This window comes from Rhodococcus sp. RDE2 (assembly GCF_020885655.1).
In the GTDB taxonomy this organism is placed as follows: domain Bacteria; phylum Actinomycetota; class Actinomycetes; order Mycobacteriales; family Mycobacteriaceae; genus Rhodococcus; species Rhodococcus pyridinivorans.
The window spans coordinates 4609021-4633220 of record NZ_AP025186.1 but is presented as its reverse complement, the minus strand read 5'-3'; the positions used below and the strand labels follow the sequence as shown (position 1 = coordinate 4633220).

Annotated in this window: 26 protein-coding genes; 13 read left to right on the top strand and 13 right to left on the bottom strand. The window is 67.6% G+C overall.

Going from position 1 to position 24200, the window contains the following annotated elements; genetic code table 11:
* Window position 1: 1 nt before the first annotated feature.
* A complete protein-coding gene (locus tag LPH33_RS21555) occupies window positions 2–898 on the top strand; it encodes a LysR family transcriptional regulator (RefSeq protein ID WP_229565958.1) in 897 nt (298 codons plus the stop codon).
* 52 nt (window positions 899–950) lie between these two features.
* On the opposite strand, the gene LPH33_RS21550 is transcribed toward LPH33_RS21555, so the two are convergent.
* Window positions 951–2366, bottom strand: coding sequence for an MFS transporter (locus LPH33_RS21550; RefSeq protein ID WP_229565955.1), 1416 nt, complete (start codon window positions 2364–2366; stop codon window positions 951–953).
* A 205-nt stretch (window positions 2367–2571) separates the two neighbouring features.
* Between LPH33_RS21550 and LPH33_RS21545 the strand changes: the two genes are divergently transcribed.
* Both LPH33_RS21545 and LPH33_RS21540 read left to right on the top strand, forming a co-directional pair.
* A complete protein-coding gene (locus tag LPH33_RS21545) occupies window positions 2572–3792 on the top strand; it encodes a CaiB/BaiF CoA transferase family protein (RefSeq protein ID WP_019290835.1) in 1221 nt (406 codons plus the stop codon).
* A gap of 176 nt (window positions 3793–3968) precedes the next feature.
* The gene (locus tag LPH33_RS21540; protein WP_420714457.1) at window positions 3969–4283 is read left to right on the top strand and encodes a WhiB family transcriptional regulator; all 315 of its coding nucleotides are present in this window, start codon (window positions 3969–3971) and stop codon (window positions 4281–4283) included.
* Between the two features lie 2 nt (window positions 4284–4285).
* On the opposite strand, the gene LPH33_RS21535 is transcribed toward LPH33_RS21540, so the two are convergent.
* A complete protein-coding gene (locus LPH33_RS21535) occupies window positions 4286–4978 on the bottom strand; it encodes an SDR family NAD(P)-dependent oxidoreductase (RefSeq protein ID WP_016692368.1) in 693 nt (230 codons plus the stop codon).
* A 216-nt stretch (window positions 4979–5194) separates the two neighbouring features.
* Here LPH33_RS21535 and LPH33_RS21530 point away from each other — a divergent pair, with 216 nt between their 5' ends.
* The 5 genes from LPH33_RS21530 to LPH33_RS21510 all read left to right on the top strand — a co-directional run bounded on the left by LPH33_RS21530 (window position 5195) and on the right by LPH33_RS21510 (window position 10542).
* A complete protein-coding gene (locus LPH33_RS21530; RefSeq protein ID WP_229565952.1) occupies window positions 5195–5908 on the top strand; it encodes a dienelactone hydrolase family protein in 714 nt (237 codons plus the stop codon).
* Between the two features lie 53 nt (window positions 5909–5961).
* Window positions 5962–7896 carry a 2-oxoacid:acceptor oxidoreductase subunit alpha gene (locus tag LPH33_RS21525; RefSeq protein WP_229568428.1) on the top strand — a complete coding sequence of 645 codons (1935 nt, stop codon included), beginning with the start codon at window positions 5962–5964 and terminating at the stop codon, window positions 7894–7896.
* Complete coding sequence (locus LPH33_RS21520; RefSeq protein WP_229565949.1) at window positions 7893–8963, top strand: 2-oxoacid:ferredoxin oxidoreductase subunit beta; 1071 nt, start codon at window positions 7893–7895, stop codon at window positions 8961–8963. The genes LPH33_RS21525 and LPH33_RS21520 overlap by 4 nt, the downstream gene beginning before the upstream one ends.
* Window positions 8964–9067: 104 nt before the next feature.
* Window positions 9068–9523 (top strand): hypothetical protein, encoded by a 456-nt coding sequence (locus LPH33_RS21515; protein WP_071936290.1) that lies wholly within the window; start codon window positions 9068–9070, stop codon window positions 9521–9523.
* Entirely contained in the window at window positions 9496–10542 is a 1047-nt protein-coding gene (locus LPH33_RS21510; protein WP_071936289.1) for a DDE-type integrase/transposase/recombinase, read from the top strand. The genes LPH33_RS21515 and LPH33_RS21510 overlap by 28 nt, the downstream gene beginning before the upstream one ends.
* On the opposite strand, the gene LPH33_RS21505 is transcribed toward LPH33_RS21510, so the two are convergent.
* From LPH33_RS21505 to LPH33_RS21480, 6 genes are all read right to left on the bottom strand, one after another.
* Window positions 10530–10973: a hotdog fold domain-containing protein gene (locus LPH33_RS21505; protein ID WP_229565947.1), complete on the bottom strand. Its 444-nt coding sequence runs from the start codon at window positions 10971–10973 to the stop codon at window positions 10530–10532. The genes LPH33_RS21510 and LPH33_RS21505 overlap by 13 nt on opposite strands.
* A 26-nt stretch (window positions 10974–10999) precedes the next feature.
* Complete coding sequence (locus LPH33_RS21500) at window positions 11000–11629, bottom strand: helix-turn-helix domain-containing protein (RefSeq protein WP_229565944.1); 630 nt, start codon at window positions 11627–11629, stop codon at window positions 11000–11002.
* Between the two features lie 92 nt (window positions 11630–11721).
* Window positions 11722–12768, bottom strand: a complete 1047-nt coding sequence (locus LPH33_RS21495; protein ID WP_071936289.1) for a DDE-type integrase/transposase/recombinase — start codon at window positions 12766–12768, stop codon at window positions 11722–11724.
* Window positions 12741–13196 carry a hypothetical protein gene (locus LPH33_RS21490; RefSeq protein ID WP_071936290.1) on the bottom strand — a complete coding sequence of 152 codons (456 nt, stop codon included), beginning with the start codon at window positions 13194–13196 and terminating at the stop codon, window positions 12741–12743. Before LPH33_RS21490 ends, LPH33_RS21495 begins: the two co-directional genes overlap by 28 nt.
* 96 nt (window positions 13197–13292) lie before the next feature.
* Window positions 13293–14687, bottom strand: a complete 1395-nt coding sequence (locus LPH33_RS21485; protein ID WP_229565942.1) for an amidohydrolase family protein — start codon at window positions 14685–14687, stop codon at window positions 13293–13295.
* Window positions 14684–15907: a CoA transferase gene (locus LPH33_RS21480; protein ID WP_229565939.1), complete on the bottom strand. Its 1224-nt coding sequence runs from the start codon at window positions 15905–15907 to the stop codon at window positions 14684–14686. Before LPH33_RS21480 ends, LPH33_RS21485 begins: the two co-directional genes overlap by 4 nt.
* A 58-nt stretch (window positions 15908–15965) precedes the next feature.
* On the opposite strand from LPH33_RS21480, the gene LPH33_RS21475 reads away from it, so the two are divergent.
* Window positions 15966–17015 carry an enoyl-CoA hydratase/isomerase family protein gene (locus LPH33_RS21475; protein WP_229565936.1) on the top strand — a complete coding sequence of 350 codons (1050 nt, stop codon included), beginning with the start codon at window positions 15966–15968 and terminating at the stop codon, window positions 17013–17015.
* A gap of 43 nt (window positions 17016–17058) precedes the next feature.
* Window positions 17059–17472 (top strand): hypothetical protein, encoded by a 414-nt coding sequence (locus LPH33_RS21470; RefSeq protein ID WP_060650299.1) that lies wholly within the window; start codon window positions 17059–17061, stop codon window positions 17470–17472.
* A gap of 69 nt (window positions 17473–17541) precedes the next feature.
* Here the strand turns inward: LPH33_RS21470 and LPH33_RS21465 are convergent, their stop codons facing one another.
* Together LPH33_RS21465 and LPH33_RS21460 are read right to left on the bottom strand one after the other, a co-directional pair.
* Window positions 17542–18585, bottom strand: coding sequence for a MaoC family dehydratase (locus LPH33_RS21465; RefSeq protein ID WP_229565933.1), 1044 nt, complete (start codon window positions 18583–18585; stop codon window positions 17542–17544).
* A 5-nt stretch (window positions 18586–18590) separates the two neighbouring features.
* Window positions 18591–19466, bottom strand: a complete 876-nt coding sequence (locus LPH33_RS21460; RefSeq protein ID WP_229565931.1) for an HpcH/HpaI aldolase/citrate lyase family protein — start codon at window positions 19464–19466, stop codon at window positions 18591–18593.
* Window positions 19467–19678: 212 nt separating this feature from the next.
* Here LPH33_RS21460 and LPH33_RS21455 point away from each other — a divergent pair, with 212 nt between their 5' ends.
* Genes LPH33_RS21455 through LPH33_RS21445 form a run of 3 tightly spaced genes read left to right on the top strand, consistent with a single transcriptional unit; the run spans window position 19679 to window position 22084 of the window.
* On the top strand, window positions 19679–20830 hold the full coding sequence (locus LPH33_RS21455; protein ID WP_071935787.1) for an acyl-CoA dehydrogenase family protein: 1152 nt from the start codon (window positions 19679–19681) through the stop codon (window positions 20828–20830).
* A gap of 26 nt (window positions 20831–20856) precedes the next feature.
* Window positions 20857–21603, top strand: coding sequence for a GntR family transcriptional regulator (locus tag LPH33_RS21450; protein ID WP_229565929.1), 747 nt, complete (start codon window positions 20857–20859; stop codon window positions 21601–21603).
* Window positions 21604–21631: 28 nt separating this feature from the next.
* On the top strand, window positions 21632–22084 hold the full coding sequence (locus LPH33_RS21445) for a MaoC family dehydratase (protein WP_006553710.1): 453 nt from the start codon (window positions 21632–21634) through the stop codon (window positions 22082–22084).
* A 3-nt stretch (window positions 22085–22087) separates the two neighbouring features.
* Here the strand turns inward: LPH33_RS21445 and LPH33_RS21440 are convergent, their stop codons facing one another.
* Genes LPH33_RS21440 through LPH33_RS21430 form a run of 3 tightly spaced genes read right to left on the bottom strand, consistent with a single transcriptional unit; the run spans window position 22088 to window position 24146 of the window.
* Complete coding sequence (locus LPH33_RS21440; protein WP_228044697.1) at window positions 22088–23209, bottom strand: PQQ-dependent sugar dehydrogenase; 1122 nt, start codon at window positions 23207–23209, stop codon at window positions 22088–22090.
* A gap of 56 nt (window positions 23210–23265) precedes the next feature.
* Entirely contained in the window at window positions 23266–23703 is a 438-nt protein-coding gene (locus LPH33_RS21435) for a MaoC/PaaZ C-terminal domain-containing protein (RefSeq protein WP_229565927.1), read from the bottom strand.
* Window positions 23700–24146, bottom strand: a complete 447-nt coding sequence (locus LPH33_RS21430) for an FAS1-like dehydratase domain-containing protein (RefSeq protein WP_019290845.1) — start codon at window positions 24144–24146, stop codon at window positions 23700–23702. Before LPH33_RS21430 ends, LPH33_RS21435 begins: the two co-directional genes overlap by 4 nt.
* Window positions 24147–24200 lie beyond the last annotated feature (54 nt).

Genomic DNA, 24200 nt, shown 5'->3' with positions numbered 1-24200 from the left:
GGTGGAAATCCAGCAGGTGAAGGCGTTCCTGGCGGTGGCGGAGGAACTGCATTTCGGTCGCGCGGCGCAACGGCTGCACATGGCCCAGCCGCCGCTCAGCCGCACGATCCGCAGGCTCGAGAAAGAACTCGGAGCCGAACTCTTCGAACGCAACACCCGCAGCGTGCGGTTGACGGAGAGCGGTCGCGCGCTCGTGGAGCCGGCCCGGAACATCCTCGACGCCTGCCGGCTCGCCGAGATGGCGGTGACCGCCGCGGGGTCGGGTCAGACCGGCAGGGTCCGTATCGGTTTCGCCGGTTCGTCCTCGCACTATCTCGTGGGCCGGTGGGCAAAGCTCGTGCGGCGCACTCATCCCGGTATCGAATTCGTGCTCGACAGTTCGGCGTACGCGAGCGAGGCGCTCAACAAGCTGGCCGCGGGCAAGCTCGACATCGGCATCGTGCGCCTGTTGTTCTTCCCACCGGGGATCGCGTCGCGCGTCGTGGCCCGAGAGAACCTCGTCGTGGCGCTGCCCAAGGAGCACCCGCTCGCCGACCGTGAGCAGGTCCGGCTCGAGGACCTCGCGCACGAGGCGTGGGTGATGCTGCCCACCGAACCCGGATCGATGCTGCGCGAGCTGTTGCTCCGTATCGCCCACGACGTCGGATTCACGCCCAGAATCGTTCAGAGCGCCCCGGATTCGCTGTCGCTGATCGCCCTGGTCTCGGCCGGGGTGGGATGTTCGATGACGGTCTCGTCGGTCGCAGCGAACGTCATCAACCCCGAGGTCGTGTTCGTTCCTCTCGCAGATCATCCCGAGCCGCTCGACGTGCGGCTCGTGTGGCGGGAGGACGACGACAGTGCCGCGCTGCGGGAGGTTCTCCGCCTCTCCGAGGAAGCGCTGCCGACTCCGGAGTGACCGGGGCCGGCCGGCGACTGCGCCGGCCGGCCCCGAGTGCGAGCGATCTGTCCTATGCATGGACGCGATCTCGTGGGGTGTCGTCGGTTCCCGGAGTACGGCGGTCGTGCTCGGCCGCCTCCGACTGCTCGAGGGCGAGTTCGTCGGCGTCGGACTTCTCGGCGACCGAGGGTGCCTTCGGGTCGTATCCGGTGCGCTCGAGCAGTGCCAGGGTGCACACGAGGGAAACCGCTGCGTAGCAGGCCGCCGCGATGGCCACGCCGGTGACGTCACCGGACGAGTTGAGCAGGTACTGGGCGAGAACCGGGGTGCCACCACCGACGATCAGCGAGCACAGCTGGTAGGCGAGCGACAGGCCCGAGTACCGGATGTTTGCCGGGAAGGCGCGGGCCAGGATGCCGGCGATCGCGCCGTAGAACATCGAGTGCGGAATCGTCGCGAGGCACATACCGATCACGGCGACCGCGAAGGTCTCGGTGCGGATCGCGAAGAACATCGCCGGCATGAGGAACAGCTCCGGGACGATCATCAGGAGCATGGCCCTGCGCATGTCGATTTTCGACACCAGCACGGCACCGAACGGCTGCACGATGAACTGCACGACGAGGGCGATGGCGATGATCGCGAGGAAGGTGCCGCGCTCGTAACCGAGTTCGCTCGTCGCCCACGACAGCGCGAAGGTGTTCTTGAAATAGGTCACCTGGGCGAGGGGCAGTGCACCGGCGCCGAGCAGGACCAGGACCCAGTGCTTGCGCAGCACTTCCTTGATCGGGAGCTTGACGGTCTTCTTGCGTGCCAGAACGGCTTTCATCGCGTCCGATTCCTCGAGCTCGAGGCGGATCACCATGCCTATGGCGACCAGCACGCCCGACAGCAGGAACGGGATGCGCCAGCCCCACATCATGAACTGCGGGGTGGGCAGCGCTGCGAGGAAGAAGAAGGCCATCGTCGACAGCAGGTTGCCGGCGGGCGAACCCTGCTGCGCGAACGCCGAATACAGGATTCCCTTGCCCTTCGGGGCGTTCTCGCTGGCGATGAGGACGGCGCCGCCCCATTCGCCGCCGACCGCGACGCCCTGCACGATGCGCAGGAAGACCAGCAGGACCGGCGCCCACATTCCGATCTGCGCGTAGGTGGGGAGCAAACCGATGCCCACCGTCGCAATGCCCATCATGACGAGCGTGATGACGAGGGTGTTCTTGCGTCCGAGGCGGTCTCCGAGATGGCCGAAGATGACGCCACCGAGTGGGCGGGCGAGGAAGCCGGCCCAGAGGGTGACGAACGCGAGGAGGGTCGCGACACCGCTCGAGAGTTCGTCCGAGAAGAAGACCTGGCCGAACACCAGCGCGGCGGCCGTGCCGTAGATGTAGAAGTCGTACCACTCGATGGTGGTGCCGATGAAGGAGGCGATACCGGCCTTGCGGGCCTTCCTCGCGATCTCCTGATCGGTGGGTGTGGACGAACTCATGCGCCCTCCGTCTGCTACGCCCCCGGACGAGGCGGGTGGAATGTGGTCTGCGTCTCAACAGAGAGTGGCAGGGCTCGGATTTCCAGTCCAATACCCAATAGGACCCGAATCGATACCGCAGAGGTATTACTGGGGAGTCCGTGTTCGTCCTGGTAGACATGCAGCGACGCCGGATGGGGGAACCGCGAACGCGAAAGGACATCAGGTGACGAGCGACCGAACCGATCGGACCGAGGTGGAGGTTTCTGCCGGCCTGCCGCTGGAGGGCATCACTGTGGTGAGCCTCGAACAGGCGGTCGCCGCGCCCCTCGCGACGCGCCATCTCGCAGACCTCGGAGCCCGTGTCGTCAAGGTCGAACGCGTCGGCGACGGCGACTTCGCGCGCGCCTACGACGGTGCCGTGCACGGCCTGGCCGCACACTTCGTCTGGCTCAACCGCGGCAAGGAATCGTTCGCGGTGGATCTCAAGGCTCCCGAGGGCATCGATGCGGTGAAGGCGCTGATCCGCGGTGCGGACGTCTTCTTGCAGAATCTCGCTCCCGGCGCGGTGGAGCGTCTCGGACTCGGTGCCGACGACCTGCGTGCCGACCACCCGGAACTGGTGGTGGTCAACATGTCCGGTTACGGCACCGACGGACCGATGCGCGACCGCAAGGCCTACGACATGCTCGTGCAGTCCGAGACCGGCCTGTGCTCGATCACCGGCACGCCCGAGACTGCGGTGAAGACGGGCATCCCCACCTCGGACATCGCCGCGGGCATGTATGCGCTCACCTCCATCCAGGCGGCGCTGTTGCGCCGGCACCGCACGGGTGTCGGCGCGACGATCGACGTGTCGATGTTCGACGCGACCGCCGAATGGCTCGGTTATCCGATGTACCTGCAGATGTATCAGGGGCGCCAGGTGCCGCGGATGGGTCTGTCGCACACGTCGATCGCGCCGTACGACAAATACCCCACCTCGGACGGCGAGATCCTCATCGGCGTGCAGAACGATCGGGGCTGGCGCACGCTCACCGATGTGCTCGGCATGCCCGAACTGGGCGATGATCCGCGCTACGCCACCAATCTCGAGCGGGTGCGTCGCCGCGAGGACGTCGATGCGCTGGTCGGGCAGGCCACCAAGCAATTCACCAGTGCGGAGCTCGACGGCAAGCTCGCCGACGCCGGTGTGCCGGCCGCGCAGCTGCGGGATCTGCGCGGGCTCATCGAGCACCCCCAGCTCTCGACGCGCGATCGCTGGCGTGAGGTGCAGACCGAGGCGGGGACGGTGCGTGGCATCCTGCCGCCGATGAACTTCCGCGACGTCGAACTGCCGATGGGCGCGGTGCCGGGGCTCGGTCAGCACACCGACACGGTGCTCGCCGCCCTCGGGCTCACCGACGAGCAGATCGCGGGCCTGAAGAAGGCCGGCATCGTCGGCTGATCCGCCCCGCTGGTCCGCTCGGCCTCGCCCGCTCGCCAAATGTGCGGCCATAGCTTCCGGTGCTTATAGGTATCCGAAGCGACTGCCATCGTCGATTCTGATGGATCCGCGCTGCTCAAGGATTGACGATCTCCGCCGGGTACCGAAAAATGGCCGTACAAACACTCGTTCGACGAGTGCGGGTCCGCGATGACCCGATGGGCAAGGAGGCGGCGATGTACGGATCCGGCGACCGTGACTGGGTGGTCGCGGCGCGGTGCCGCGGGGTGGACGCGTCGATGTTCTTCCCTCAGCCCGAGGACGGCCGCGGTGCGGTGCTCCGGGCCGAGCGGCAGGCGAAGGAGGTCTGTCGCTCCTGTCCGGTGATCGACGCGTGCCGAGTGCACGCCGTGCGCACCGGAGAGACGCACGGCGTGTGGGGCGGCATGAACTACGCCGAACGGCGAGCGTTCGAACGTGCGACCAGACTCGGCCGCCTCCAGTCGGTCTGAGTTCAGCCGACGTTGGTGACGGGGATCAGGCCGCCGGTGATGGAGGCGCCCGCATCGGAGATCAGGAACTCGATGACCTTCGCGATGTCGGCCGGCTTCGACCAGCGACTCGTGTCGGCGTCGGGCATCGCGGCGCGGTTGGCCGGGGTATCGATGACGACGGGCAGCAGCGCGTTGACGCGGATGTGGTCGTCGCGGTACTCGAGCGCCATCGTCTCGACGAGCGCCGAGACCGCAGCCTTGGAGGCGATGTAGGACGCGCCGCCGGGGAAGGGGTTGAGCGTCGCGGCGGTGGAGATGCAGACGATCGATCCACCGCCGCGGCGGATCAGGTGGGGCAGTGCGGCCTGGCTGACGGAATAGGCGGTGCGCAGGTTGAGGTCGAGCTGGGAGTCGAGCACCTCGATCGGAGTCTCGTGTACCCGTGGCCCCGACGTGAAACCGCCGACGAGGTTGACGACGCCGAACAGGGGAGCGTCGGGATCGTCGCACGCCAAGTTCAGGGCGTCCTCGAGCTGCTGCTCGTCGGAGAGGTCGGCCTGCACGAGCTGGAGATTCGGATGCGTACCCACGCGCTCGAGCTCGTCGCGGACCAGCCACGGCACCACGACCCGCCATCCGGTGTCGAGGAGATGTTTCGTCACGGCGCTGCCGAGGCCGCCGGTGCCACCACTGACCAATACGGTGCGAGCCATCTGCCTGTATCCCTTTCGAGCGTGCCGTCTGCCGTGCTCCGACCACCCGCCGGTGCATGAGAGGAACGATACCGCAAAAAGGAAATGATGTTCTCATTTTTTTCGGTGAGTGGGATGAGCGGTGCGTGAACTGCGCCGACGGGCGCATCCGCTGCCCGGGAGACGACTTCGTACGAAGATCATGACGAACAATCGACGCAAGTGGAAGGACGGTCGATGACCGACATCGAGGCAGAATTCGTTCACATCGCAGGCCTGCGCGTCTATCTGGCCAGGCCGCTCGGCGGTGCCACCGGAGGAATGCTGCTGCTACCCATGATCACCGGCATCGACGCCCAGGTCCGCGAGTACGCGCACGACATCGCCGGAACCGGAGTGACCGCACTCGTATGGGATCCGTGGCACGGACCGAGCGCCGACGACACCTCGCGCGACGAGCTCATGGAGTTGATGGGCGGCCTCGACGACGAGAAGAGCCTCGCGGAGATGGCAATCCTGCTCGACCACGCCTTCGGCGAACTCCGGCTCGAGAAGATCGGCGTCATCGGGTGGTGCCTCGGCGGTCGTCTCGCCCTCATCCTCGGCGCCCGCGACATGCGGGTCGCGAACGTGGTGGCCTATCACCCGTCGATCGCGGTGCCGCCTGCCCCGAACCACACGCTCGACGCCGTCGACCACGCAGGTCGCGTCGCTGCGCCCGTCATGGTGCTGCACGCCGGGGCCGACACGATCATGAGCGCCGAGACCTTCGGGGACCTGCAGGCCAGGCTGCAACAGCGGGAGACCGGCGCGACCCTCACCCACGTCTACCCCGGCGCCGAACACGGTTTCTCCTCCCGCAACCGGCACGGCAATCCCGTCAATGCCGAGGCCTACGCCGTGTCCTGGCCTCAGGCGCTGAGCTTCATCGGGGACACCGTCCGCTCCTGATCGGGAGAAAATTTTCGGGAGAAACGGTTGCACATGCGCGCGTGAGGGCCACGATGGAGCGCATGGCGTCGAGCGCGAAACTCGAACAGGTCGTCATCCGCATCGCCGGCGACTCCGGCGACGGCATGCAACTCGCCGGTGACAGGTTCACCGCCGAGGCGGCGGCCTTCGGCAACGACCTTGCCACACAACCCAACTTCCCCGCCGAGATCCGCGCACCTCAGGGCACTCTTCCCGGGGTCTCGAGCTTCCAGATCCAGATCGCCGACCACGACATCCTCACCGCCGGCGACCGGCCCGACGTGCTGGTCGCGATGAACCCGGCGGCCTTCAAGGCCAACGTCGGCGACCTGCCCCGAGGCGGCACCGTCATCGTGAACAGCGACGAGTTCACCAAACGGAACCTGAGCAAGGCGGGCTACGACGCCGATCCGCTCGGCACCGACGCGGTGGAGCACCTGACCGTCCACGCCCTGCCGATGAGCACGCTCACCGCCGGAGCCGTCGAACCCGCCGGCGTCGGCAAGAAGGATGCGCAGCGCTCGAAGAACATGTTCGCGCTCGGTCTCCTGTCGTGGATGTACGGGCGGCCGATCGCGCCGGTCGAGACGTTCCTCGAGCGCAAGTTCGCGTCGAAGCCCGACATCGCGCACGCGAACGTCCTCGCCCTGCGCGCCGGCTGGAACTACGGGGAGACCACCGAGACGTTCGCCACGACCTACGAGGTGGCCCGCGCGTCGCTGGCACCCGGCACGTACCGGCAGATCACCGGCAACACCGCCCTCGCCTACGGTCTCGTCGCGGCGGGTCGCGCGGCGGGGATGGACGTCTTCCTCGGCACCTACCCGATCACGCCGGCCTCCGACATCCTCCACGAACTGAGCAGACTCGGACGCTTCGGAGTGCACACCTTCCAGGCCGAGGACGAGATCGCGGGTATCGGCGCCGCGATCGGCGCGTCCTACGGTGGCGCGCTCGGGGTCACGAGCACGTCGGGTCCGGGAATCGCCCTGCAATCCGAGGCCATCGGTCTGGCGGTGATGACCGAACTGCCGCTGATCGTCGTCGACGTCCAGCGCGGCGGACCGTCCACGGGCCTTCCGACGAAGACCGAACAGGCCGACCTGATGCAGGCGATGTTCGGCCGCAACGGCGAATCACCCGTCGCGATCGTCGCACCGCAGTCGCCCGCCGATTGCTTCGACACGGCACTCGAAGCCGCGCGCATCGCCATCACCTACCGCACCCCGGTCATGCTGTTGTCCGACGGTGCGATCGCCAACGGATCCGAACCGTGGCGGATCCCCGACGTCGACGACCTGCCCCGCATCGATCCGCGCTTCGCCGGGTCGCCGGGCGACGACGATCCCGGCTACCTGCCCTACGCCCGCCATGCCGACACCCTCGCCCGCGACTGGGCGATACCCGGAACCGCGGGTCGCGAGCATCGGATCGGCGGGCTCGAGAAGGCCGACGGCACCGGCGACATCTCGTACCACCACACCAACCACGAGCTGATGACCCGACTGCGGGTCGCGCGGGTGGCCGGCATCGACGTCCCGGATCTCGACGTCGACGACCCCACCGGCGACGCCGAGGTGCTGGTGCTCGGCTGGGGGTCGTCGTACGGGCCGATCGGTGAAGCCGTGCGCCGCGCCCGGCGAGCGGGGCATGTCGTCGCCCGCGCGCACCTCCGGCACCTGGCGCCGATGCCGAAGAATCTCGGCGACGTGCTCGGCCGCTACCGGCGCGTGCTGGTCCCCGAGATGAACCTCGGTCAGCTGTCGTTCCTGCTGCGGTCGCGGTTCGATGCCGACATCCAGCCGGTGACGAAGGTATCCGGCATGGCGTTCCGCGCCGACGAACTCCACGACGCCATCGAGGCCGAGTTCGCTGGAACACTCGCCGACACCGAACGATCCCGGACACCGGCCGCAGTCGCCTCCTCGACGAAACTCGACCCCACAGCAGAGAGGGCACGAGCATGACCGGACTCCTCGGCCACGATCTCGGACTCCGCCCGCACATCGACGCACTCGACGGTGTGCCCCGGACGGACGACCCGCAGAAGGCGAAGGACTTCACGTCCGACCAGGAAGTGCGGTGGTGTCCGGGCTGCGGCGACTACGTCATCCTCGCGACGGTCCGCAGCCTGCTGCCCGAATTGGGCGTCCGGCGTGAGAATCTCTTGTTCGTGTCCGGCATCGGATGCTCGTCGCGGTTCCCCTACTATCTCGACACCTACGGTGTGCACTCGATCCACGGACGCGCGCCGACGCTCGCGACCGGACTCGCGGTCACACGTCCGGATCTGTCGGTGTGGGTCGTCACCGGTGACGGCGACGCCCTGTCGATCGGCGGCAACCATCTCGTCCACGCCCTGCGACGCAACGTGAACATGCGGATCCTGTTGTTCAACAACCGGATCTACGGTCTTACCAAGGGACAGTATTCGCCGACCTCGGAAGTCGGTAAGGTCACCAAGTCGTCGCCCGCGGGCTCGGTCGACGCTCCGTTCAACACCCTGTCGCTCGCGCTCGGTGCCGAAGCGTCCTTCGTCGCACGTGCTCTCGACTCCGATCGCGCCGGGCTGACGGAGGTCCTGCGCGCGGCGGCGCACCATCGCGGTGCGGCCTTCGTCGAGATCCTGCAGGACTGCCCGATCTTCAACGACGGATCGTTCGACGTGCTGCGCAAGGACGAAGCGCCGTCGCACCTGATCCCGCTGCGGCACGGTGAACCGATCATCTTCGGAGTCGACGACGAGCTGTGCGTCGTCCGAAAAGGTTTCGGTCTGCGGGTGGCGCAGCGCTCCGAGGTGGATGCCGCCGACATCGTCGTGCACGACGCGCACACCGACGACCCCGAGTACGCGTACGCACTGTCGCGCCTGTCGGATCAGGATCTTCGCTACGTCGTCACGGGAATCGTCCGGCAGGTCGTGCGGACGACCTACGACGATGCCGCCCGTGCGCAGGTGCGGGCCGCGCAGGAATCCGGTACCGCCGACCTGCAGCAGTTGCTGCGGGGCGACAACACGTGGACCGTGCCCTGAGGCCTGTATCCGCTACCGTCCTGGTCATCCGCTACGGCAATTCGTTGGTTGCCAGGATGGTCGTGAGACACATTCAGGGACGGACGCGGGGAAACGGAAGCATCATGATCGACGTCGAAGTCGGCCGAACACCGACAGGCATGCGTTCGTTCTCGATGGCCTACCGCTCGGAGTTCCTCCGGCAATGGGACGCGGCCATCGAACGCGGCAGCCGTGCCAAACTGCTGCGTGAAAACAACCTCGCCTACGGAACGGTCCACCGTTGGATCGCCGCCCGGGACCGCGGAGAATGGACCGCATCGATGAGGGCAGCCGCAGAGAAACCGGGTAGACGCATGGACAGTCGTGAGCGCGCGGAGCTGGCACAGCTGCGCAAGGAAAACCAGCAACTGCGTCAGAAGGTCGAGCAGGCCGAAGCTGCCCAGCAGATCCTGGGAAAAGCATTCGAGCTCTTGGAGCACGTGACCAAGAGCTCGGCGCCGGAGACACCTGCGATCCCACCGGCGCTGATGAGCGTGGCCGAGTACGAACAATGGCTCGAGGGGTACAGGCTGTCCTGACCGCCACGGTCACCACATTGCACCAGGACGCGGCGATGCCGGTGACCCGGGCCTGCACCCTGCTCGGACTGCCTCGGGCCAGTTACTACCGGCACAGTCGCGGCTACACGCATTACCGGCCGGCCGGGGACCCGCTGCCGCAGGCGAAGCGTCGGCAGCCGGCCGCGCTCAGCGAGAGCGAACGTGACACGATCTGCGATGTGCTGTGCTCCGGCGAGTACGCGGATTTGTCTGTGGCTCAGGTTTATTGGCGTGCATTCGATGCAGGGGTTCTGGCGTGCAGTGAGCGGACGTTCTATCGGGTCGCCGGCGCGGCGAGCTTGGTCGGGGACCGGCGTGGCCGCCGCGGCGGCGGGGGCGGCGGCCCTGTCCGGGCCCGGCCGGTGGTCGGGGCCGGGGCGGTCGGGGATCTGTGGTCGTGGGACATCACCGAGTTGAAGGGGCCCGGGAAGAAGGACCGGTACCTGTTGTATCTGGTGATCGATGTGTTCTCGCGGTATCCGGTCGCGTGGTGCATCGAGTTCCATGAGAGCGGCGAGCGTGCGGTGAAGTTGTTCACCGAGGCGATCGCCGAGCACGGGTGCCCGTCAGTGTTGCATGCGGACAACGGGGCGTCGATGCGGTCGACGGTGTTGCTCGATCTGCTCGAGGAGCGGGGGGTGATCGCGTCGTTTTCCCGTCCTCGGGTCAGTGACGACAATCCGTTTTCGGAGTCGTTGTTCAAGACCGTCAAGTACGACCTGACCTGCCCGCCGGTGTTCGATTCGATCGATCATGCCAGGGAGTGGACCGCGGGTTTTCTGCATCGGTATGCCACCGAGCATCGGCACAGTGGGCTCGGTCGGCATACTCCGGCGTCGGTGTTCGACGGTTCTGCTGTTGCGGTTCGGCGGTTGCGTCAGCAGATGCTCGATGAGTATGCAGCGGAGTTTCCCGAGCGGTTCCGGCGTGCGCCTCGTGCGCCGGAACTGCCCGGGTCTACAGGGATCAACATCCACCACCTGTCTCAGACAGGTTGACAACTACCGAAGACCTTGCCGTCGGCATCCGAGACATCCACGGGGACGACGAGTTCGGTGGGCTCGTCGGGGAAGTCCGGGACGTCGTCGAGCCGGGCGACGGCGGTGACGGCGGTAGTCGCCTTCGACTTGTACTCCACGGTCATCCCGACGGGGATCCAGCGGTGGGTGGCGGGGACGGTGGCGTCGGTCATCATGCCGCCGGCGATCTCGGCCATGTTGCACGACGCGATCGCGTGATAGGTGCCGAGGTGGTTGTGCACGCTGCGCCGATTCGGTGCGGTGACCCGGCACAGGCCCGGCCGCAGTTCGTGGATGAGGGGATGGATGCTGCGGAAGTAGGGCGCCTTGAAACACACTGCCTGGGTGAACAGCCAGTTTCCGAACGGCACGCGCTGCAGTCTGTTCCAGATGTCGAGGTTGGTCGTCATGACGGATGTCCTTGTCGGTCGGGTGATCAGCGTGGTGCCGGATCGGGTGGGGTGAGGGCGAGAACGGCTCGGACGGCCGCGGCGAGGCGGTCGCGCACGGCGGGAGTGGGGTCCCGTCGTCCCCGCAGGAGCAGGGCGGCGGGGAGCTCGACGACGCAGTCGCGGATCACCGCCACCGCTTCGCGATCGGCGCGGTCCCATACGCCGCGGGTGAGTCGAACGAACAGGGTCGTGAGTGCGTCGTCGAGGGCGTTCAATTGTGTGGCGACGTCGTTCGGGACGTCGCCGGAACCGAGGACGTCCGCGCGACGTACGGCGAGGAGGAAGTGTCCGGAGACGGGGTAGCGGATCGAATACTCGGCGGGCGCATCCGCAGCGGCGACGACGGCCTCGACTGCGTTCTGCGGCGCCGACCCGGTTGTGAGTGCGCGGTCGACGACGTCTCGTTGCAGATCGAGGAAGCGCCGGGCCGCACGCAGCCAGACGTGCCCCATCAGTCCTGCTCGCGACCCGAAGGCGTGGTAGATCGCGCCGTTGGACACCGACGTCGCCTCGGAGAGTGCCCGGACGGTGACGGCTGTGGGGCCGGACTCCACCGCGAGTGCTTCGGCTGCATCCATCAGTCGGTCCAGGTCGTGGGTGCGTGTGCGCGCCATGATCGAGACAATAACAGAGCGCTCGCTCTGGAATAACGAGACAGGTGGATCTGCTACCGCCCTGGTCATCCGCTACGGCAATTCGGTAGTTGTCAACCTGTCTGAGACAGGTGGTGGATGTTGATCCCTGTAGACCCGGGCAGTTCCGGCGCACGAGGCGCACGCCGGAACCGCTCGGGAAACTCCGCTGCATACTCATCGAGCATCTGCTGACGCAACCGCCGAACCGCAACAGCAGAACCGTCGAACACCGACGCCGGAGTATGCCGACCGAGCCCACTGTGCCGATGCTCGGTGGCATACCGATGCAGAAAACCCGCGGTCCACTCCCTGGCATGATCGATCGAATCGAACACCGGCGGGCAGGTCAGGTCGTACTTGACGGTCTTGAACAACGACTCCGAAAACGGATTGTCGTCACTGACCCGAGGACGGGAAAACGACGCGATCACCCCCCGCTCCTCGAGCAGATCGAGCAACACCGTCGACCGCATCGACGCCCCGTTGTCCGCATGCAACACTGACGGGCACCCGTGCTCGGCGATCGCCTCGGTGAACAACTTCACCGCACGCTCGCCGCTCTCATGGAACTCGATGCACCACGCGACCGGATACCGCGAGAACACATCGATCACCAGATACAACAGGTACCGGTCCTTCTTCCCGGGCCCCTTCAACTCGGTGATGTCCCACGACCACAGATCCCCGACCGCCCCGGCCCCGACCACCGGCCGGGCCCGGACAGGGCCGCCGCCCCCGCCGCCGCGGCGGCCACGCCGGTCCCCGACCAAGCTCGCCGCGCCGGCGACCCGATAGAACGTCCGCTCACTGCACGCCAGAACCCCTGCATCGAATGCACGCCAATAAACCTGAGCCACAGACAAATCCGCGTACTCGCCGGAGCACAGCACATCGCAGATCGTGTCACGTTCGCTCTCGCTGAGCGCGGCCGGCTGCCGACGCTTCGCCTGCGGCAGCGGGTCCCCGGCCGGCCGGTAATGCGTGTAGCCGCGACTGTGCCGGTAGTAACTGGCCCGAGGCAGTCCGAGCAGGGTGCAGGCCCGGGTCACCGGCATCGCCGCGTCCTGGTGCAATGTGGTGACCGTGGCGGTCAGGACAGCCTGTACCCCTCGAGCCATTGTTCGTACTCGGCCACGCTCATCAGCGCCGGTGGGATCGCAGGTGTCTCCGGCGCCGAGCTCTTGGTCACGTGCTCCAAGAGCTCGAATGCTTTTCCCAGGATCTGCTGGGCAGCTTCGGCCTGCTCGACCTTCTGACGCAGTTGCTGGTTTTCCTTGCGCAGCTGTGCCAGCTCCGCGCGCTCACGACTGTCCATGCGTCTACCCGGTTTCTCTGCGGCTGCCCTCATCGATGCGGTCCATTCTCCGCGGTCCCGGGCGGCGATCCAACGGTGGACCGTTCCGTAGGCGAGGTTGTTTTCACGCAGCAGTTTGGCACGGCTGCCGCGTTCGATGGCCGCGTCCCATTGCCGGAGGAACTCCGAGCGGTAGGCCATCGAGAACGAACGCATGCCTGTCGGTGTTCGGCCGACTTCGACGTCGATCATGATGCTTCCGTTTCCCCGCGTCCGTCCCTGAATGTGTCTCACGACCATCCTGGCAACCAACGAATTGTTGTAGTGGATGACCGACGTTGTAGCGGGTCAGGCGTGGTGGACGACGCGACCGGCGATGACGGTCGCGCGGACCATCTCTGCGGTGGGTGCTGCGAGGACGTCGACCAGGGGGCGGGCGAGCAGGACGAGGTCGGCCGCCGCGCCGACCCGCACGCGACGGGCAGCACCACTGGGATCGTCGAGCGGCGCCAGATACCGGGCCAGTGCCGTCGCAGCGGGAATGCGTTCGTCCGCCCCGACGACCTCACCGGTCGGGCACATGCGAGAGACCGCGGCGGAGATCACCGCCCACGGGTCGGCGGGGCCGTAAGGGGCATCGCTGGACAGCGCGACCGGCACGTCGCCGTCGATGAGGCTTCGGCAGCGATAGAGGTCGGGCAGGTCGACGGCGGGCACGTCGCGGAGATAGGCGTCGCCGCGGTCGGCGAGGAAGCCGGGCTGGGTGACGACCTGCAGGCCCAGGCGCCGCAGGTCGTCGATCGACTCGACCGGGATGAGGGCGCCGTGCTCGATGCGGTCGCCGGGGACGGTGCCCACCTCGGTGAGGACGGCGAGCAGGATCGCGAACGCTTCGCGGCTGACGCAGTGCACCGCCACCGCGCGACCCGCATCGTGGGTGCGGTGGATCGTCGCCGCGAGGTCGTCGAGGTCGGGCAGCCCGGAGTCGGCGAGCACGATCTTGTACGGACCTGCGGCGAACGTCTCGGATCCGGCGAAATCGAGTGGTGCACCGAGAAGTCGGATGTGTTGCGGGATTGATCCGTCGACGTGGGAAGCGCGGAGGTGTTCGAGGGTCGACGGGGTGAGGTCGGGTGTCGCGTCGGTGAGGCCGGTGATGCCGTAGGACGCCAGTTCGGCGCCCACATCTGCGAGCGACGGTGGGCCGGTATCGGGTAGCCGGTCGCGGAGCCATGTGTCGGCGCGCCACACCCGCCCCGTCGGCCGTCCCTTCTCGTCGCGTTCTACGCCGGGGTGATCGGCCGTTCCGAGGCTCGTGAGTGCGGCGGCGGTGGAGTTCAGGAACCACACTGCGCCGCTTCGATGTTGGATGCGCACGGGACGCTCGGCGTGCAGTGCGTCGAGAGAATTCAGATCCAACAGACCCGCAACATCTTCCGAGTACCCGACACCCCGGATCCATCCGCCGCCGGCCGCGGTTGCGAGTGCGCGGGCGAGGTCGTCGGCAGTGCGGACAGCAGGAGGACCGCAGCGGACCGACGCGCGGTCGGCCGTGAGGGCGTGCAGGTGGATGTGATGGTCGTGCAGGCCCGGAAGCAGTGCGCCTCCACGACCGTCGATGACGTCCGCAGACACGGGCACCGGCACGTCCGTCCCGAGTGCTGTGACGACTCCGTCGCGGATGAGGACATCGATTCCACCGACGCCGTCGACCTCGAGGTCGCGTACAACGAGGACGCTCACGGCCGGATGCCCAGATCGGCGAGTACTCGCTGGGTATCGCGCCCGGATTCGGCGACCTCACCGGAGATTTCACGCTTCTGCGGTTCGGCGACCGCAACGACATCGTCCGCTGTCTGCAGCACCCACTGCTCGCCGTCGCGGATGGCGGGTTGCGAGATGGTCGTGGGTTCGTCGAGAGTCGCCGCGACGACAGCGGACATCGAGATGTCCCAGAGCTTTCCGCGTCCGTCGGGTGGTGTCGACATGGCCAGAGCTGCGGCGGTGAGACCCGTGAGGGGATCGGCGATCGCATCGCCGACGAAGGCGGGACCCTCCGCGTCGTACGCGATCAATCCGGCGGAGGCGGCGATGTCGTCGCCGAAACCCACTCGGTGCGAATCCCGTCCGTGTGCGGTGATCGAGACCCACGTGGTGCCGTCGTCCACGGCCTTCGCAGCATCGAGTCCGAAACCGGCGAGCGCCCGCGGTCGCGACGCCTCGACCACGATGTCGGCCGCTGCCACCAGGTCCGCGAGTTCGCGTCGCTGTGTGGCATCGTTCGGGTCGAGCACGACGGATTCGTGCCCGCCGTGCAGGAGTCGGTAGAAGTCGGCATTGCCGCGACGCGCACCGTCCGGCCGCGACGGCGTCTCGACCTTGACGACGCGCGCACCGGCAAGACCGAGCAGGTGCGCACACAGCGGGCCGGCCCACAACGCACTGAAGTCGACGACGAGCAACCCGTCGACCGCGCGGGGTTCCACCGGCGTCAGGGGAGCGGCCACACCGTGGACGACCGGGCCCGCCGCGATCCCGAGCAGTTCGGCTCGCTCGGCGAGCTCCGCCCCGGTGCGTTCGACGAGCCAGTCAGCGACAGCGGGCCACGGATCGTCGAGGATCTCCGCGCTGATCAGGGCGCCGAGCAGGAGCGGGTCATCGGGACGCGCGCACGAGACCGACGCCCAGCCGTCGATCGTCGGCAATAGGCGACACGCACCTCCGGCGGAGACCGCTCCGCCGCGACGATGACCGGTGAACGCTGCGCGTTCGGACAACAGACGCGCGCCGTCGACATCGACGACCCCACCGGAGGCGGTGGCGATCCACGCGGAGCGTTCGCGGGCGACGGTGGCGGCGCGGCCAGGAGGGAGCAGTGGGGGACCGTCGACTCTGCCGGTCAGAGAGGCAATTCCGCTGTGGGCCCAGTCGCGTGCCGGGTCTGCGGCGAGGTCGGTGGCCACGACCGTGATGTTACATTTCGTGCCGGATGGGGCCTGGCGGAGTACAAGGACGGACCACATGGATACGGCACGAGCGATGCTTGTCTCTGCTGCGGACCTGACGAACGGCGTGGCGGGAGAGCCCCTTCTCGGTGAGGGCGGTGCCGTGTCCCGGCCGATGGTCGTCGTCGACCTCGACGCAGGCGTTCCCCTGATCGAACGTGCCGTCGAACAGGCCGCACTGGCCGATCGGATCCTCGTCGGCCGCGCGACCCGCAAGATCCCCGCCGAGGTTCGTCCGTTGATCGACGCGCTCGACCTCACCTACGCGCCGGTCGCGCAATCCCGTGGCGTGGTGGAGACACCGGACCCGGATGCGAGCATCGCCGCCTTTGCCGAGGCGGTCGCCGCGAACCCGCAGGCCGCGCTGGTGGCACGGCAGGTCGTGCGGGCGTCGGAGACGCTCGCGGTGCCGGAAGCGATCGACGTGGAGTCGCTCGCCTACTCGACGCTGCAGGGCGGGCCAGAGTTCGCCGCGTGGCTCGCCGGACGCGGCCCGCGTCCCCTGCCGCCGCCCTCGGACGAACCGGTGCTGATCGCGCGCGACGGCGACCTCTTGCACATCACGCTCAACCGGTCCGAGCGCCGCAACGCCTACGGAACGGTGCTGCGCGACGCCCTGGTCGACGCATTGCGACTCGCGACCCTCGACGACAGCATCGAACGGGTGGTGCTCGACGGGGCGGGATCGTCGTTCTGCGCCGGCGGTGATCTCGACGAGTTCGGTCGCACGCCCGACATCACGCTCGCGCACTTCGTCCGCACACGCGGGGGAGCGGGGCGTCTCGTCGCGCAGCTCGCCGGTCGCATCGAGGTGCGCCTGCATGGTCACTGCATCGGTGCAGGGATCGAGATCCCGGCCTTCGCGGGCCGGGTGGTCGCGACTCCCGACACGGTCTTCCGCCTCCCGGAGGTCTCGATGGGTCTCATCCCCGGGGCAGGTGGGACGGTCAGCATCCCCAGGAGGATCGGCCGGTGGCGGTCGCTGCACCTGTTCGTCACGGCTGCGCCCCTCGACGTCTCCCGCGCGCTCGACTGGGGATTGGTGGACGAGATCCGCGATGTGTGAACAAACTGTTGACAACAACTTGTTCACGCGTCATCCTGGGATCATGTCCGAGGAAGGTTTCACTCCACCCGATCCGAGTCGCGAACGCGCCCATCGTGAGTACGCGGGGCTGTTCCGGATCGCCGAACGGCACGGCAGCACTCCCGAACAACGGGCCAGGCAGTCGCACCCCGAGATGCTCGACCCGCTCGGCGCCATCCGTCTCGTCGCGGCACTGGCGGGCGGCGTGCACAGTCCCGGCCCCGACGAACCCGAGGTCGACGACGCCGACGTCATCGCCGCGCTCGGCCTCGTCCCGAAGGCGCGCGCCGAGATGGACCAACTCGAGGCGCTGATCCTCCGCATCGCGCGGGAGCGCGGGATGACCTGGCAGGAGATCGCTTTCGGCCTCGGTCTGGGAAGCACCCAGGCGGCCCGGCAGCGCTACGAGCGCCTCGTCAAACGAGTCGATGCATAACGACGAAACCGACATTGTTCGCGATTTCCCAAACGATTTCGCGCACAACGTCGGTTTCGGCAGGGGCTGTCAGGCCATGAGTGCGGTGAACCGCCAATCCAGCACGGGCGCCGGCTCGGCACCGCCGCGGTTGCCATTCGCGGCACCGCCGCGGTTGCCATTCGCGGCATCGCCGCGGTGCGCGTAGACGACCGACCGCAGGTTCAGCACGCCACCGCCCTCGGCGAGGGGCTCGGCGGATTCGACGTGCAGGTCGCTGGTGAGGGTGTCGCCCTCCTGCACCGGACCGGTGTGGTCGCACGCCTTCCAACCCAGCACCGTCACGAGATTCGGCAGCGCGCGCGTCGCCTGTGAGAAGGCCAGGCCGATGGTGTGGCCGCCGTACACGAGACGACCCGACGCGCCGACCCGCTCGTCGTGGTGCGTCGCCGCGATGTTGAGGCTCAGGCGCGCGAGTTCCGGTGCGCTCGAGACGACATCGCCGCTGGACTGCAGCACGGCACCGGCGAGGGACTTGTCGAAGTGCTCGCCCGGCACCTTCGACCGGTAGACATCCAGATCCCAGTCGGCGGGCGCGGACCACTGCGGTTCGTCCTGCGGTCCGATGGCCGAGAGGTCGTCGGAGTGCACGACGCGGTCGGGGTCGGGGTTCTCGCTCAGTGGCAGCATCGCGCAGCGGTAGAAGTCGAGGACGGTGTTGCCGTCCTGGTCGACGGTGTTCATGCGCAGCGCCGCGAGTCCGGTGGGCCTGCGTCCGGGCTTCGCCGAATTCTCCTTCAGTCCCACGACTTCGGTGGTGGTGTAGAGGGTGTCGCCGATGTGCGGGAAGCGGCGGAAACGCAGGCCGCGGTAGAAGAGGTTGGCCTTGACGTGGTGCGTGACGAGCGTGGACTGCCCTATCGCGATGTCGGTGACGAAACCGGCGTGCGCGACCGGCCCACCCGCGACGGCGGCCGAGAGGTGCTTGTCGAGCGGAAGGCGCAGGCGGTCACCGAGAATGCTCTGGTGCGCGGCGGCGAGGCCGTCGGTGAGCGTCACGGCGGGGGCGGTGTCGAAGACCTGGCCGACGGTCAGTTCGTCGAAATAGGGTCCGCCGACGTACGAGGTGGTCATGGCTTTCAGGCTCCGATCTTCGACAGGGTGCGGCGGGCGGCGACGGCGACGGCCTCGTCGAGCATTTGCCCGTCGAGCTGGGCGGCTCCGGCGCCGCGGTTCTCGGCTTCCTCGAGCGCGTCGAGAACCTTGCGGGCGGCGTCGACCTGATCGTCGGTGGGGGTGAAGGCCGCTGCGGCAGAGGTGATCTGCGCGGGGTGGATGACCCACTTGCCGTCGAATCCGAGATCGGACACCCACTGCACCGAGTGACGGAAGGCGTCGTCGTCGGCGATGCCGAGGAACGGGCCGTCGATCGCCTGGACACCCGCAGCGCGGGCGGCGTGCAGCACGCGGTCCTGCACGTAGAGCCAGTGCTCGGGCGCGGCGGTGCGGGCGCGGCCCAGGGAGGCGCCGAGGTCGGCGTAGCCGATGATCACGCCGGCAACCCGGGGCCCGGCGACGATCTCGTCGATGCGCTGCACGCCGGCGGGGGTCTCGATGAGGGCCTGCACCGGGACGGTCGAATCGCCGAGGATGCGGTCGGCCTCGACGAGGTCGTCGGCGCTCTCGACCTTGGGGATCACGATCGAGGCGAGGGCGTCGCCGAGTGCGGCGCACGTGCGCAGGTCGTCCTCGAACCAGGGGGTGCCGCGTCCGTTGATGCGCACGGAGACGGTGCGTGCGGCGCCGTGTTCGCGGACCAGGGGGGCCACGAGTTCGCGGGCGGCGTCCTTCTGGGCGGCGGTGACGGCGTCCTCGAGGTCGAGGACGACCTCGTCGGCGGCGGAGGCGAGGGCCTTAGCGGCTTTGCGTTCGTCGGAGCCGGGGGCGACGAGAACGGCGCGCCGGCGGAGGTGTTGCTCGGAAGACACGGGGACCTCGGGGAGTTCGGTCGGCAATGATGGCGCTAAATGTACGGCCATTGTTGGCGGTATGCCACCCCACGGAGAGGTGTGCTCATAGGAAGGTGCAGTCGTTCGTATCGTCGAAGACTCTGCAATCACGCCTTCGAATGACGGTCTTTGCGTTGACAACGTCCGAACTCGGTCCACAAAATGGCCGTACAAAGTTTGCCGGGTCCGTGTGGCCCGTCCCCAACGAAGGATGCCCCGTGACCTACCTGAACGACGAAGAGACTTTTCTGGTCGAGACCGTCCGCGACTTCATCGATCGGGAGGTCAAGCCGTCGGTGCAGGAGGTCGAGCACGCCAACGAGTACCCCGAGAAGTGGATCGAGCAGATGAAGCAGATCGGCATCTACGGGCTCGCCGTGCCCGAGGAGTACGGCGGCTCGCCGGTGTCGATGCCCTGCTACGTCCAGGTCACCGAGGAACTCGCCCGCGGATGGATGTCGCTGTCGGGTGCGATGGGCGGGCACACCGTCGTCGCCAAGCTGCTGACCCTGTTCGGCACCGAGGAGCAGAAGAGCAAGTATCTGCCCAAGCTCGCCACCGGTGAGATCCGGGCGACGATGGCGCTGACCGAGCCCGGCGGCGGCTCCGACCTGCAAGCGATGACGACGACCGCCAAGCGTGACGGCGACGAGCTGGTCATCAACGGTGCCAAGACGTGGATCACCAACGCGCGTCGCTCGGGGCTGATCGCGCTGCTGTGCAAGACCGACCCCACCGCGCAGCCGCGCCACAAGGGCATCTCCGTCGTGCTCGTCGAGCACGGCCCGGGCCTGACCGTCTCACGCGACCTGCCCAAGCTGGGTTACAAGGGCGTCGAGTCGTGCGAGCTGAGCTTCGACAACTACCGCATCTCCGTCGACGCGATCCTCGGCGGCGAGCCCGGCAAGGGCTTCGCCCACATGATGAAGGGCCTCGAGACCGGCCGTCTGCAGGTCGCCTCCCGCGCCCTCGGTGTCGCGACCGCTGCACTCGAGGATTCCCTCGCCTACGCGCAGCAGCGCGAGAGCTTCGGTCAGCCGATCTGGAAGCACCAGTCCATCGGCAACTACCTGGCGGAGATGGCCACCAAGCTCACCGCGGCCCGGCAGCTGGCGCGCTACGCGGCGGAGAAGTACGACAGCGGCGAGCGCTGCGACATGGAAGCAGGCATGGCCAAGCTGTACTGCTCGGAGATCGCGATGGAGATCGCCCTGAACGCGGTGCGCATCCACGGCGGCTACGGCTACTCCACCGAGTACGACGTCGAGCGCTACTTCCGCGACGCGCCGCTGATGATCGTCGGCGAGGGCACCAACGAGATCCAGCGCAACGTCATCGCGAGCCAGCTCGTAGCACGCGGCGGACTGTGACGACCGGCCGCTAGGATCGGTCCGTCATGGACTACAAGGTGCGGGAAACGGAACCGGCCTACGCGCAACTCGCGCGCCAGCTCCGGGAGGCCGTCGAGGCGGGACGGTACAGCGACGGCACGCGCCTGCCCACCGAGGCCGAACTCGCCGAGGAACACGGCGTGAGCCGGCAGACGGTGCGTCGCGCCTTCCAGGATCTCGTGGCCGACGGCATCGTCTACCGCGTTCCCGGCCGCGGCACCTTCGCGAACGAGTCGGGCCGGCGCTACCGGCCCCAGCTCGGCTCGATCGAGGATCTGCTCGCTCTGTCGGCCGACACGGTCATGCAGATCGTCTCGCCGTTGCGGCGCGGGGTCGACATCGATGCGGCGAGCCGGCTCCGCCTCGACACCGACGTGCTGTACACCGCGGTCTTCAAGCGTCTGCACGACGGAATCCCGTTCGTCCTCACCACCGTTCATCTGCCCGAGCACGTCGCGGCACACGTGCTCGATTCGCCCGAGCTGCAAGCGGGCGCGTCGAGTCGGAACACGATGATCGGCCTGCTCGAACCCCATCTCGACAGTCCCATCGTCGAAGCCGCACAGTCCATCACGGTCGCGCTCGCCACCGAACAGGTGGCGACCGAACTGAATTGTGAAGTAGGACATCCCTTGCTGCGCGTCGACCGGTTGTACTCGAACGACGATGGCGTGCCCACCGAGTTGTCGGTGAGTTACTTTCTGCCCGAGCACTACACCTATCGCGTCACCCTCAGGCGAGCCGGTCTCTGACCGTCGCCGCACATCGACAGGAGCAACAATGCGGGTTCTCAACGGAATCGACGAGGTCGAGAAGGCCGTCGGCGAGCACCTCGGCTACAGCGATTGGCTCGAGATCGACCAGAAGCGCATCGACCTGTTCGCCGAGGCCACCGGTGATCACCAGTGGATCCACGTCGACCCCGAGCGTGCGAAGGACGGCCCGTACGGCAAGACCATCGCCCACGGTTACCTGACCCTGTCGCTGCTGCCGGTGCTCGGCACCCAGATCTTCTCCCTCGAGGGCCTGAAGATGAAGGTCAACTACGGCAGCAACAAGGTTCGCTATCCCGCGCCGGTCCCCGTCGGCTCGCGGATCCGTGCCGGCGCCGAGTTCACATCGCTCGAGCGCACCGCCAAGGGTGCGAACCTCGTCGTCGGATACACCATCGAGATCGAGGGTGGAGAGCGCCCGGCGCTGGTCGCCGAGACGGTGGTCGTTCTCGTCCCCTGATCGTCAGGAGATCTCGATCCGGAGGATGCGGTCGTCGTCGTCGGCCGGGCTGCCGCGACCGTCCCGATTGGACGTCGTCAGCCACAGTGAGCCGTCCGGCGCGGCGACGACGGTCCGCAATCGTCCGTACTCGCCGACGAAGAAGTCGGTCGCGGTGACTGCGGTGTCCTGCACATCAGTATCCGGGATATCGATGCGCCAGAGGCGTTCTCCGCGCAGGCCTGCCATCCACAGGCTGCCGTCGAACCATGCCAGGCCCGACGGCGACGCCTGCGAGACCGGCCAGGTGAGGACCGGATCGACGAATTCGCCGGAGCCCCCGGCCCCTTCGGTCACGGGCCAGCCGTAGTTCGCACCGGCCGTCACGAGATTCAGCTCGTCGACGTCGTTCTGCCCGAACTCAGACGCCCACAACCGTCCCCGGCCGTCGAATGCGAGTCCCTGCACGTTGCGGTGACCGAGCGAGTACACCGGCGACGCCGGATCTGGGTTGTCGGGCGCGGGTTCGCCGTCGCCGGTGATGCGAAGAATCTTGCCGCCGAGTGATTCCGGATCCTGGGCGAGTTCGCGCTCGCCCGCCTCGCCGGTCGCGACGTACAGCATCCCGTCGGGACCGAAGATCATCCGCCCGCCGTCGTGGATCCGTCCGGCCGGGATACCGTCGAGGATCACCTCCGGTTCGGCGAGCGTGGTGCCGTCGAAAACGGCTCGGAGTACCCGGTTGTCGCTGCCGGTTGTCACGTACAGGTACACGAAGCGGTCGGTGTCGAAGGTCGGCGACACCGCGATTCCCAGCAGTCCCGATTCGCCCTGCGCGAGGGTCTCTCCGACGCGACCGACCTCGCGGACCTCGCCGTCGGTGATCTCGACGATCCGGCCGGTGTTGCGCTCGTTCGCCAGTGCAGAACCACCGGGAAGAAAAGCAACTCCCCACGGAGTGTCGAGACCGGACGCGACGGTGCCGGTCACGCGCGGAGTACCCGTCCCGGGCGTCGAGGGCTCGGTGACGGTACGGCTCACCCGGGCGGTGCCCTCGTCGACGGACGGACTCGACGGGGACGCACATGCCCCGAGGTACACGGCTGTTGCTGCGGCGGCCAAGCCGGCGAGAAGTGTCCGCGACATGGGTCGATCCTCTCTTACCGAGGTCCGTTCCGTCCGCGAATTCCCGGCGCTCGGAGTCAGGACGAGAACGCGAGCCGGACCTGGGTCTTGCCGAGCACCCGCCGGTCGTCGACGGATACGGTGATATCGATCCGTGCGGTGCGCTCCGCCTCGTCGAGGTGGCCGACCTTCGCAGACACCGACAGGACGGCACCGTGCATCGGGTCGACCACAACGGGTCGCGTGAACCGTGTCTCGTAGGAGACGACCACGGTGGGATTGCCGAGCCGTTCCGTGAGGGTCTGCAGGGCGAGGGCTGCGGTGAGCATTCCCTGGCAGAGCACGCCGGGGAGCCCTTCGCCGGCCGCGACGACGTCGTCGTAGTGGATCGGGTTGAAGTCGCCCGAGGCACCGGCGTAGCGGACCAGATCGCTGCGGGTCACCGTCAGTTCGGTCTTCGCGATGACCACACCGACCTCGAGTTCGTCGAATCGTAGTGCGGTGCCGAGTGTCATGCGTCGTCTCCTCGGTGAAGCAGTGTCGAAGTGACTACCGCGACCAGATCGTCCGTGTCGTCCCGGATCTCGCAGATCGTGGACAGGATGTGGTTGCCGGCGCGTTCGGTGACCTCCGTGATGGTGAGCGTCGCGGTCAAATCGTCGCCGGCCACGATCGGGCGCCGGTGCTCGACCTTCTCCGACCCGTGCACCACCCGGTGCAGCTCGAGACCGGTACCCGGCGTCTCCAGAAGCTGTGTCACCGACGGACTCTGGACGACGGTGGTGAAGGTCGTAGGAGCCACGACATCAGGGAAGCCGGCGGCCCGGGCTGCCTCCGGGTCGAGATGGATCGGATGCGTCGATCGGACGGCGCGGGCGAATTCCCGGATCTTCTCCCGGCCGACGAGATAGGACGTCGGCGGAAAGATGCGTCCGGCAAGGTCGGGGTTCAGCGGCATCAACGCAGCGTAGCGACGTGCGGGGAGGATCGGTGTCGTGTTCGTGACCTACAC